At 42.8% G+C, this 10383-nt stretch carries 11 protein-coding genes and 2 pseudogenes; 11 read left to right on the forward strand and 2 right to left on the reverse strand.

The window, feature by feature from the left end; all coding sequences use genetic code 11:
- The 9 genes and pseudogenes from murI to yidD all read left to right on the forward strand — a co-directional run.
- The coding region (murI, locus tag SMIDD26_RS01690) for a glutamate racemase (RefSeq protein ID WP_061438709.1) at positions 1 to 625 on the forward strand (625 nt) is incomplete at its 5' end.
- Positions 622 to 1593, forward strand: a complete 972-nt coding sequence (locus SMIDD26_RS01695) for a nucleoside-triphosphate diphosphatase (protein ID WP_061438710.1) — start codon at positions 622 to 624, stop codon at positions 1591 to 1593. The genes murI and SMIDD26_RS01695, both read left to right, overlap by 4 nt.
- On the forward strand, positions 1569 to 2090 hold the full coding sequence (locus SMIDD26_RS01700; RefSeq protein WP_001118952.1) for a metallophosphoesterase: 522 nt from the start codon (positions 1569 to 1571) through the stop codon (positions 2088 to 2090). Before SMIDD26_RS01695 ends, SMIDD26_RS01700 begins: the two co-directional genes overlap by 25 nt.
- Positions 2087 to 2548, forward strand: coding sequence for a cyclic-di-AMP-binding protein CbpB (cbpB, locus tag SMIDD26_RS01705; RefSeq protein ID WP_061438711.1), 462 nt, complete (start codon positions 2087 to 2089; stop codon positions 2546 to 2548). Before SMIDD26_RS01700 ends, cbpB begins: the two co-directional genes overlap by 4 nt.
- A pseudogene (xerD, locus tag SMIDD26_RS01710) lies at positions 2545 to 3281 on the forward strand (site-specific tyrosine recombinase XerD). The gene cbpB and the pseudogene xerD overlap by 4 nt, the downstream one beginning before the upstream one ends.
- Positions 3281 to 4009 (forward strand): segregation/condensation protein A, encoded by a 729-nt coding sequence (locus tag SMIDD26_RS01715; protein ID WP_061438712.1) that lies wholly within the window; start codon positions 3281 to 3283, stop codon positions 4007 to 4009. The pseudogene xerD and the gene SMIDD26_RS01715 overlap by 1 nt, the downstream one beginning before the upstream one ends.
- A gap of 18 nt (positions 4010 to 4027) precedes the next feature.
- Entirely contained in the window at positions 4028 to 4597 is a 570-nt protein-coding gene (gene scpB, locus SMIDD26_RS01720) for an SMC-Scp complex subunit ScpB (RefSeq protein ID WP_061438713.1), read from the forward strand.
- Positions 4584 to 5306, forward strand: a complete 723-nt coding sequence (locus tag SMIDD26_RS01725; RefSeq protein WP_050241847.1) for a pseudouridine synthase — start codon at positions 4584 to 4586, stop codon at positions 5304 to 5306. Before scpB ends, SMIDD26_RS01725 begins: the two co-directional genes overlap by 14 nt.
- Positions 5306 to 5543 (forward strand): annotated as a pseudogene (gene yidD / locus SMIDD26_RS01730) (membrane protein insertion efficiency factor YidD). Before SMIDD26_RS01725 ends, yidD begins: the two are co-directional and overlap by 1 nt.
- A gap of 249 nt (positions 5544 to 5792) precedes the next feature.
- On the opposite strand, the gene galE reads toward yidD, so the two are convergent.
- The gene (gene galE / locus SMIDD26_RS01740; RefSeq protein WP_061438714.1) at positions 5793 to 6791 is read right to left on the reverse strand and encodes a UDP-glucose 4-epimerase GalE; all 999 of its coding nucleotides are present in this window, start codon (positions 6789 to 6791) and stop codon (positions 5793 to 5795) included.
- 294 nt (positions 6792 to 7085) lie between these two features.
- Between galE and pepA the strand changes: the two genes are divergently transcribed.
- Both pepA and SMIDD26_RS01750 read left to right on the forward strand, forming a co-directional pair.
- Complete coding sequence (gene pepA, locus SMIDD26_RS01745) at positions 7086 to 8150, forward strand: glutamyl aminopeptidase (protein ID WP_000209170.1); 1065 nt, start codon at positions 7086 to 7088, stop codon at positions 8148 to 8150.
- A gap of 19 nt (positions 8151 to 8169) precedes the next feature.
- On the forward strand, positions 8170 to 8466 hold the full coding sequence (locus SMIDD26_RS01750) for a bacteriocin immunity family protein (protein WP_061438715.1): 297 nt from the start codon (positions 8170 to 8172) through the stop codon (positions 8464 to 8466).
- A gap of 95 nt (positions 8467 to 8561) precedes the next feature.
- On the opposite strand, the gene SMIDD26_RS01755 is transcribed toward SMIDD26_RS01750, so the two are convergent.
- Positions 8562 to 10193: a Na/Pi cotransporter family protein gene (locus SMIDD26_RS01755; RefSeq protein WP_061438716.1), complete on the reverse strand. Its 1632-nt coding sequence runs from the start codon at positions 10191 to 10193 to the stop codon at positions 8562 to 8564.
- Between the last annotated feature and the right edge of the window lie 190 nt (positions 10194 to 10383).

Genomic DNA, 10383 nt, shown 5'->3' on the forward strand with positions numbered 1-10383 from the left:
GGTCAACTTTCTCTTGACCAAGGATGTCAAAATGATTGTCATTGCTTGTAATACTGCGACTGCGGTCGTCTGGGAAGAAATCAAGGCTCAACTAGATATTCCCGTCCTAGGTGTGATTTTGCCAGGAGCTTCAGCAGCCATCAAGTCCAGCCAAGGTGGGAAAATCGGAGTGATTGGAACGCCTATGACGGTACAATCAGACATATACCGTCAGAAAATTCATGATCTGGATCCGGACTTACAGGTGGAGAGTTTGTCCTGTCCCAAGTTTGCCCCCTTGGTCGAGTCTGGGGCCCTGTCAACCAGTGTTACCAAGAAAGTGGTCTATGAAACCCTGCGTCCCTTGGTTGGAAAGGTGGATAGCCTGATTTTGGGTTGTACCCATTATCCACTGCTCAGACCTATTATTCAAAATGTCATGGGGCCCAAGGTTCAACTTATCGATAGTGGGGCAGAGTGTGTACGGGACATTTCAGTCTTACTTAATTATTTTGAAATCAATCGTGGTCGCGATGCTGGACCACTCCATCACCGTTTTTACACAACAGCCAGCAGCCAAAGTTTTGCACAAATTGGTGAAGAATGGCTGGAAAAAGAGATTCATGTGGAGCATGTAGAATTATGACAAATAAAATTTATGAATATAAGGATGACCAGGACTGGTATGTCGGCTCATATAGTATTTTTGGTGGTGTCCGGACGTTGACGGATGATGACTTGGATTTTCCTCTATTGGAGTTTGCCCAAAGATTTCGAGATGAGGAACAAGGTTTTCCTATTTCTGTGATTGTTTTACGCTATGGTTCTCTCTACCGTTTATTGTCTTTTGTGGTAGATATCCTCAACCAAGAAATGGGACGAAATCTGGAAGTCATCCAACGTCAGGGAGCTTTTCTCTTGATTGAAAATGGGCAACTCCTGCATGTAGCATTGCCTAAAGAAGGGGTCAATGTTCATGATTTCTTTGAGACAAACAAGGTCAGAGAAACCTTATTGATTGCGACTCGAAACGAAGGCAAGACAAAGGAATTCCGAGCTATCTTTGACAAGCTAGGCTACGATGTGGAAAATCTCAATGACTATCCTGACTTGCCTGAAGTAGCAGAAACAGGCATGACCTTCGAAGAAAATGCCCGCCTCAAAGCAGAAACTATTTCCCAATTAACGGGCAAGATGGTTTTAGCAGATGATTCTGGACTTAAAGTCGATGTCCTAGGTGGCTTGCCAGGCGTCTGGTCAGCTCGTTTCGCAGGTGTGGGAGCTACTGACCGTGAAAACAATGCCAAACTCTTGCACGAATTGGCCATGGTCTTTGAACTCAAGGATCGTTCTGCTCAATTCCATACAACCCTAGTCGTAGCCAGTCCAAACAAGGAAAGTTTGGTGGTAGAAGCAGACTGGCCAGGCTACATTAACTTTGAACCTAAGGGGGAAAATGGCTTTGGTTACGATCCTCTCTTCCTTGTAGGAGAGACAGGCAAGTCCTCAGCTGAGTTAACCCTTGAAGAAAAAAATAGTCAATCTCACCGTGCCTTAGCTGTTAAGAAACTTTTGGAGGTATTTCCATCATGGCAAAGCAAACCATCATTGTAATGAGCGATTCTCATGGCGATAGCTTGATTGTGGAAGAAATCCGTGATCGCTATGTAGGCAAAGTTGATGCCGTTTTTCATAACGGCGATTCTGAACTGCGTCCAGATTCTCCCCTTTGGGAAGGCATCCGTGTTGTTAAAGGGAATATGGACTTCTATGCAGGCTACCCAGAACGTTTGGTGACTGAGCTTGGTTCGACCAAGATTATCCAAACTCATGGTCATTTGTTTGACATCAATTTCAACTTTCAAAAGTTGGACTACTGGGCTCAGGAAGAAGAGGCCGATATCTGCCTCTATGGTCACTTGCATGTGCCAAGCGCTTGGATGGAAGGTAAGACCCTCTTTCTAAATCCAGGTTCCATCAGTCAACCACGTGGGACCATCAGAGAATGTCTCTATGCTCGTGTGGAGATTGATGATAGTTATTTTAAAGTGGACTTTTTGACACGAGACCATGAAGTGTATCCGGGCTTGTCCAAGGAGTTTAGCCGATGATTGCCAAGGAGTTTGAGACTTTCTTGTTGGGGCAGGAGGAAACTTTTTTGACCCCTGCTGAAAATCTAGCTGTGTTGATTGATACCCACAATGCAGATCATGCGACCCTCTTGCTCAGTCAGATGACCTATACCCGTGTTCCCGTTGTGACAGATGAAAAACAGTTTGTTGGGACGATTGGGCTCAGAGATATTATGGCTTATCAGATGGAGCATGACTTGAGTCAAGAAATCATGGCAGATACGGATATCGTTCATATGACGAGAACGGACGTAGCGGTCGTCTTGCCTGATTTTACCATTACGGAGGTCTTGCACAAGCTGGTAGATGAGTCCTTCTTGCCGGTTGTGGATGCGTCTGGTATTTTCCAAGGGATTATCACGCGCAAGTCTATCCTCAAGGCAGTCAATGCCCTCTTGCATGATTTTAGTAAGGAATATGAGATTCGATGCCGATGAGAGACAGGATTTCAGCCTTTTTAGAAGAAAAGCAGGGCTTGTCTGTCAATTCCAAGCAGTCCTATAAGTATGATTTGGAGCAATTTTTAGACATTGTGGGCGAGCGGATTTCTGAGACTAGTCTTAAGATTTACCAAGCCCAGCTAGCCAATCTAAAAATTAGCGCCCAGAAGCGAAAGATTTCGGCCTGTAACCAATTTCTCTACTTTCTCTATCAAAAAGGAGAAGTGGATAGCTTTTACCGCTTGGAATTAGCTAAACAAGCTGAAAAGAAGACCGAAAAGCCAGAACTGTTAGACCTAGACTCTTTTTGGCAAGAAAGTGACTATTCAGAGGGTCGCTTGCTAGCGCTCTTAATCCTAGAAATGGGGCCCTTGCCGAGTGAAATTTTAGCTCTAAAGGTTGCGGATATCAATCTGGATTTTCAGGTATTGCGAATCAAGAAGGCTTCCCAACAGAGAATTGTCACCATTCCTACGACCTTACTTTCAGAATTGGAACCCTTGATGGGGCGAGACCTATCTTTTTGTAAAGAGGAGGGAAACCCTATTCTCGTCAGTGGGCCTTTCGTCAGTTAGAAGCTTTTGTCAAGGAGAAAGGTTTTCCATCCTTATCCGCTCAAGCTTTACGTGAACAGTTTATTCTAAGACAAATTGAAAACAAGGTCGATTTGTACGAAATTGCAAAAAAATTAGGATTAAAAACAGTCCTGACCTTAGAAAAATATAGATAATGGATATTAAATTAAAAGATTTTGAAGGGCCCCTGGACTTGCTCTTGCACCTGGTTTCTAAGTACCAGATGGATATCTACGATGTGCCCATTACGGAAGTCATCGAACAGTATCTAGCCTATGTCTCAACCCTGCAGGCCATGCGTCTGGAAGTGACGGGCGAGTACATGGTCATGGCTAGTCAGCTGATGCTGATTAAGAGTCGTAAACTCCTTCCGAAGGTAGCAGAAGTGACAGACTTGGAGGATGACCTGGAGCAGGATCTCCTCTCTCAAATCGAAGAATACCGCAAGTTCAAGCTCTTGGGTGAGCACTTGGAAGCCAAGCACCAAGAACGGGTCCAGTATTATTCCAAAGCGCCGACAGAGTTGATTTACGAAGATGCGGAGCTTGTGCATGACAAGACGACCATTGACCTCTTTTTGGCCTTTTCGAATATCCTAGCAAAGAAAAAAGAAGAGTTTGCACAAAATCACACGACTATCTTGCGAGATGAGTATAAGATTGAGGATATGATGGTTATCGTGAAAGAGTCCTTGATTGGACGAGATCAATTGCGCTTGCAGGATTTGTTCAAGGAAGCCCAGAATGTCCAAGAGGTCATTACCCTCTTTTTGGCAACCTTGGAGTTAATCAAAACCCAGGAGCTGGTCCTCGTGCAAGAGGAGAGTTTCGGAGATATCTATCTCATGGAAAAGAAGGAAGAAAGTCAAGTAGCCCAAAGCTAGACTTGATAGAGAGGAAAGATGAGTACTTTAGCAAAAATAGAAGCGCTCTTGTTTGTAGCGGGTGAAGATGGGATTAGGGTCCGCCAGTTAGCTGAACTCCTCTCTCTGCCACCGACAGGCATCCAACAGAGTTTAGAAAAATTAGCCCAGAAGTATGAAAAGGACCCAAATTCCAGTTTGGCCCTGATTGAGACAGGGGGCGCTTATAGATTGGTGACCAAGCCTCAATTTGCAGAGATTTTGAAGGAATACTCTAAGGCACCTATCAACCAGAGTTTATCTCGGGCTGCCCTTGAGACCTTGTCCATCATTGCTTACAAACAGCCCATCACACGGATAGAGATTGATGCCATCCGTGGGGTCAACTCGAGTGGGGCCTTGGCAAAGTTGCAGACCTTTGACTTGATAAAGGAAGATGGGAAAAAAGAAGTGTTGGGTCGTCCCAACCTCTATGTGACTACAGATTATTTCCTAGATTACATGGGGATAAATCATTTGGAAGAATTACCAGTGATTGATGAGCTTGAGATTCAAGCCCAAGAAAGCCAATTATTTGGTGAAAGGATAGAAGAAGATGAGAATCAATAAATATATTGCCCACGCAGGTGTGGCCAGTAGGAGAAAAGCAGAAGAGTTGATCAAGCAAGGCTTGGTGACGGTCAATGGCCAAGTGGTACGTGAACTAGCAACCACTATCAAGTCAGGAGACAAGGTCGAAGTTGAAGGTCAACCTATCTACAACGAAGAAAAGGTCTATTATCTGCTTAATAAACCACGCGGTGTCATTTCCAGTGTGACAGATGACAAGGGCCGCAAGACTGTTGTCGACCTCTTGCCCAACGTGAAGGAGCGCATTTACCCAGTTGGACGTTTGGACTGGGATACATCAGGGGTCTTGATTTTGACCAATGATGGGGATTTTACGGATGAGATGATTCACCCTCGTAATGAGATTGATAAGGTCTATGTCGCGCGTGTTAAAGGTGTAGCCAATAAGGATAATCTCCGCCCTTTGACCCGTGGAGTTGAGATTGATGGCAAGAAAACCAAGCCGGCTGTCTATGAGATTCTCAAAGTGGACCCAGTTAAAAACCGCTCTGTGGTACAGTTGACCATCCATGAAGGACGTAACCATCAGGTTAAAAAGATGTTTGAAGCTGTTGGTCTTCAAGTGGACAAGTTGTCTCGGACACGTTTTGGACATCTAGACTTGACAGGACTCCGTCCAGGAGAATCCCGTCGTCTTAATAAAAAAGAAATCAGTCAACTACACACCATGGCTGTAACCAAGAAATAATGAAACGAATTTTAATAGTGCCTGTGCGCTTTTACCAACGGTTTATCTCACCAGCCTTTCCACCCTCTTGTCGCTTTGAGCCGACTTGTTCCAACTACATGATTCAGGCTATTGAGAAACATGGCTTCAAGGGTGTCTTGATGGGCTTGGCTCGGATTTTACGTTGCCATCCCTGGTCGAAAACAGGTAAGGACCCCCGTCCCAGATCACTTTTCTTTAAAGAGAAATTCAAAATAATATTCAATGAAAATCAAAGAGCAAACTAGGAAACTAGCCGCAGGCTGCTCAAAACAGTGTTTTGAGGTTGTGGATAGAACTGACGAAGTCAGTTAACCATACCTACGGCAAGGTGACGTTGACGTGGTTTGAAGAGATTTTCGAAGAGTATAAATTGGATTCTAATATATAAAACACAGATAGATGATACTTGGTATTTATCAAGTGCCATCTATCTGTGTTTTTATTTATGATTGATGTTTCTGCTATTTATTCCAAAATGTTTTTGCCTTCTTTAACACGCCAACGATAATCTGATAAAATAATATCTTCGAGGGAGTAGCTAGCCTTCCAATCAAGATATTTTTTAGCTTTTGATGCGTCTGCTAGGACGCTAGCTGGGTCACCAGCACGGCGAGCAACAATTTCGTGTGGTATTTTTTGATTCAGTAATTCTTCAGCAGTTTTAAAGATTTCTTTGACGGTATAGCCTTTTTCAGTTCCCAAGTTAAAGATTTGAGAAGAACTGTTTTCTTGAAAGAGGTAGTTCATTCCTTTAACATGAGCCTGTGCAAGGTCCAAGACATGAATGTAATCTCGAATACATGAACCATCACGTGTATCGTAGTCATCTCCAAATATTTTGAGGCTATCATTTTGTCCCAATGCGGTCTTGTTAATGTTGGGAATGATGTGGGTTGGATTTTTCACACGCAGACCGTTTGAAGCATCCATTTCAGCCCCAGCAACATTAAAGTAACGGAAAATAACATATTTCCAGTCGTAGCGATTGGCCATCCAGTAAATCATTCGTTCGCCCATCAGTTTTGTCTCTGCATAAGGATTGACGGGGTCGAGCAGGGTATCTTCAGTAGCTGGCTTGTCAATACAATTATTACCATAGAGGGAAGCGGTTGAAGAGAACATGATTTTTTGAATGCCAACTTCAGATAAGACTTTGAGAACTTGGTTCATACCAGCAACATTGGCAGTGAAGTATTTACTTGGATTTTCAATACTTTCGCTCACAACAATCTCACCTGCACAATGAAGAACAGCATCAATCTTATTTTCTTCTAAGTAAGCTTTTAGGGAACTAGCATCATAAACATCTAGTTGCTTAAAGCTAGCACGACTATCCACAGCCGCTCGATTTCCTGTAGAGAGATTATCTAGAACATGTACCTGATAGCCAGCATTTAAAAGAGCTTTAACGGTATGGGAGCCAATGTAGCCAGCTCCACCTGTAACAAGAATTGTTTTGATCATGATTTTTTCCTTTTCCTAGTTTTGTACTATTTTAAAGAAATAAGAAGGCAAAGTCAACTGTTTTCTGCAATTTTCATGAAAATTCCAAGCAATTTTGGTGTAGGATTGTTTTTTGTTCGGAAATAAAGATTCGAGTTAATTTTGGGATGTTTACTAGATTTTGCACCATATGCAAGAGAATACTATCCTTTTCTAAGATAGAGCAGTACTAAGATACTAACTTAGAAATCCACCTTCCCGCTATCCTTCTCCTATAAAAAGTGGTAAAATGGATGAAAGAAAGAAGGAACTGAAATGACAACATTATTTTCAAAAATCAAAGAAGTAACAGAACTTGCTGCTATCTCAGGTCATGAAGCACCTGTCCGTGCTTATCTTCGTGAAAAGTTGACACCGCACGTGGATGAAGTGGTGACAGATGGCTTGGGTGGTATTTTCGGAATTAAACATTCAGAAGCTGCAGATGCGCCGCGCGTCTTGGTAGCTTCTCATATGGATGAAGTTGGTTTTATGGTCAGCGAGATTAAGCCAGATGGTACCTTCCGTGTGGTTGAAATCGGTGGTTGGAACCCCATGGTAGTCAGCAGCCAACGTTTCAAACTCCTGACTCGTGATGGTCGTGAAATTCCTGTGATTTCGGGTTCTGTCCCTCCACATTTGACTCGTGGAAAGGGTGGACCAACTATGCCAGCTATTGCAGATATCGTCTTTGATGGCGGTTTTGCGGACAAGGCTGAGGCAGAAAGTTTTGGCATCCGTCCTGGCGATACCATTGTACCAGATAGTTCTGCAATCTTGACAGCCAATGAAAAAAATATCATCTCAAAAGCTTGGGATAATCGCTACGGTGTTCTCATGGTTAGCGAGTTGGCGGAAGCTCTTTCAGGTCAAAAACTGGGAAATGAACTCTATCTTGGTTCGAACGTCCAAGAAGAAGTTGGTCTTCGTGGTGCGCATACTTCCACAACTAAGTTTGACCCAGAAGTTTTCCTAGCAGTTGACTGCTCACCTGCTGGTGACGTTTATGGCGGTCAAGGCAAGATTGGAGATGGAACCTTGATTCGTTTCTACGATCCAGGTCACTTGCTTCTCCCAGGAATGAAGGATTTCCTTTTGACAACGGCTGAAGAAGCTGGTATCAAGTATCAATACTACTGTGGTAAAGGAGGAACAGACGCTGGCGCAGCTCATCTGAAAAATGGTGGTGTCCCATCTACAACAATCGGTGTTTGCGCTCGATATATCCATTCTCACCAAACCCTCTATGCAATGGATGACTTCCTAGAAGCTCAAGCTTTCTTGCAAGCATTGGTGAAGAAATTGGATCGTTCAACAGTTGACTTGATTAAAAATTATTAAACTTAAGGAGGTGGTAGGGATGGTAGAACCAAACCTAGAAAGCCTTATAAAAGATCTTTACAATCATGCTCGCCATGATTTGAGTGAAGATTTAGTTGCTGCTCTCCTAGAGACTGCTAAAAAACTGCCTACTACAAATGAGCAATTGCTGGCAGTTCGTCTCTCAGACCTGGTCAATCGTGAATTGCTCAAGAATCCCAAACATCCGGCACCTGAGTTGCTCAACTTGGCTCGCTTTATCAAGAGAGAAGAAGCTAAGTACAGAGGAACCGCAGCTTCTGCGCTTATGTATGGGGAGATTTTTAAAATGCTTTGATTCCATTGTGGATCAAAGCATTTTTCTATATGGTAGAAAAAATTCTTACTTAGGAAAAGCAAAAAGCCATCCCATTCAGGATAGCTTCTTGGTTTTTAGATTTGTTCTGCAAAAACCTTTTCGGCAAGGTTCATAGCGTGGTCTGATACACGGGTGTAGTGGGAGATGATGTCGATAAAGTTGACCCCAGCTTGTGTTGAACATTCGCCTTTGTTGAGGCGTTTGATGTGAGTTTTTCTGAGAACACGTTCTATCTTATTGATTGCTTCATGGCGTTCTACAAGACTGCGTGCTTTTTCAATATCATTGTTTTCCACACTGTACAGAGCATCTTTGATAAAGTCACTAGTTTGACGATAAACTTCCTCTAATTCTTTCAAGGCGGCATCAGAAAATTCAACATTTTTACGTTGAAGATAGTCAGTCAGATTGAGTAGAGCCTCCGCGTGGTCTCCAATCCGTTCCAAATCACGGGAGGAATCAAGGATATTGGTGAGCACTTCGCTTTCTTTTTGACTGAGAGCTTCGCTTGAAAGGGCAATGAGATAACGTGTTAATTGCTCATCGATGGTGTTAATGGCTTCTTCGGTTTTATGCCCTTTTTCAGCAACTTTTTCATCCAAGTCAATGATATACTTATAGGAAAGGTCAAAGGCTTTAGCAGCGTAGTTTCCTAAGTGCAAGAGCTCTTTCTTAGCATTTCCGAGAGCGATAGATGGGGCTTGTTTGATGAAATGTTCATCAAGATATAAGGGTTCATATTTGACAACCTCGTCCTCTCCAGGAATAATCTTGGTTACAAAGTAAGCCAGAGCTCCGATAAATGGAAATTGGACAATGGTATTGGTAATATTAAAGGTTCCGTGAGCAAAGGCAATGGTCATTTCTGGAGCCAGATTGAGTGTAGATTCAAACCATTGAATCAAGCCAGTGAAAGGTACAAGGAAGACAATACAGATAACCGTACCAATCACGTTAAAGGCGACATGGGCACCAGCAACACGTTTGGCAGCGATATTGGCTCCAAGAGAAGCAATAATAGCTGTAATGGTCGTTCCGATATTATCACCAAATAGAACTGGCAAAGCTCCTTGCAGGTCAATGAGATTGCTGGCGTAGAGGTTTTGTAAAATCCCGATGGTAGCCGAGGAAGCTTGAATCAGTAAGGTCAAGCCGGTACCGACAAAGACACCCAAAACAGGATTCTTACTTAGCTCAATCATATAGTCCTTAAATACCTGTAAATCTTTGAGTGGAGCCATTGCACCGCTCATAAGATTGAGGGCAAAAAAGATACCACCGACACCAAAGAGGATGCGTCCGATATTATTGACTGTCCGATTTTTTGTAAAGAAGAGGCAGACAGCACCGATAAAGAGCATAGGTAGGGCATAGTCACCTAATTTAAAACCGATAAGAAAGGATGTGACTGTTGTCCCGATATTAGCCCCCATGACAATTCCGATAGCCTGACGTAAGGTTAGGAGACCGGCACTGACCAGGCCGACTGTGATAACTGTTACACCAGAACTAGACTGAATTAGAGCAGTCATCCCAATACCAACCAGAACTCCAAAGAAAGGATTACTAGTATATTTGTCAATGTAAAAACGAAGGCGATCTCCAGCAGCTTGTTGCAAACCGTCTCCCATGGTCTTGATACTATATAAGAATAGTCCCAGACCACCTAAAAAGTGAAATAAAATTTCCTGCCAATTAATGGACATTTCTTTTTCCTCCGAAAAATAATCGCGGAATATCTCCTATTCTATTTTAAAGGATAAAAGTAAATCTAACAAGTGTTAAGCTAAGATTTTAGAAAGAAAATTCGTTAGAAAAAGCAAAAATAATATACTCTAGCATGCCACAAAGATTAAATATCGAAAAATCTTGTGAAATCTTTCCTTATATTTCCAA

It is taken from the genome of Streptococcus mitis (assembly GCF_001579035.1).
Taxonomy (GTDB): domain Bacteria; phylum Bacillota; class Bacilli; order Lactobacillales; family Streptococcaceae; genus Streptococcus; species Streptococcus mitis_J.

Excerpts from the sequence above, each read along its gene's own strand:
- SMIDD26_RS01695 (WP_061438710.1), top strand. The coding sequence starts at position 622 with ATGACAAATAAAATTTATGAATATAAGGATGACCAGGACTGGTATGTC.
- SMIDD26_RS01700 (WP_001118952.1), top strand. The coding sequence starts at position 1,569 with ATGGCAAAGCAAACCATCATTGTAATGAGCGATTCTCATGGCGATAGC.
- cbpB (WP_061438711.1), top strand. The coding sequence starts at position 2,087 with ATGATTGCCAAGGAGTTTGAGACTTTCTTGTTGGGGCAGGAGGAAACT.
- SMIDD26_RS01715 (WP_061438712.1), top strand. The coding sequence starts at position 3,281 with ATGGATATTAAATTAAAAGATTTTGAAGGGCCCCTGGACTTGCTCTTG.
- scpB (WP_061438713.1), top strand. The coding sequence starts at position 4,028 with ATGAGTACTTTAGCAAAAATAGAAGCGCTCTTGTTTGTAGCGGGTGAA.
- SMIDD26_RS01725 (WP_050241847.1), top strand. The coding sequence starts at position 4,584 with ATGAGAATCAATAAATATATTGCCCACGCAGGTGTGGCCAGTAGGAGA.
- galE (WP_061438714.1), bottom strand. The coding sequence starts at position 6,791 with ATGATCAAAACAATTCTTGTTACAGGTGGAGCTGGCTACATTGGCTCC.
- pepA (WP_000209170.1), top strand. The coding sequence starts at position 7,086 with ATGACAACATTATTTTCAAAAATCAAAGAAGTAACAGAACTTGCTGCT.
- SMIDD26_RS01750 (WP_061438715.1), top strand. The coding sequence starts at position 8,170 with ATGGTAGAACCAAACCTAGAAAGCCTTATAAAAGATCTTTACAATCAT.
- SMIDD26_RS01755 (WP_061438716.1), bottom strand. The coding sequence starts at position 10,193 with ATGTCCATTAATTGGCAGGAAATTTTATTTCACTTTTTAGGTGGTCTG.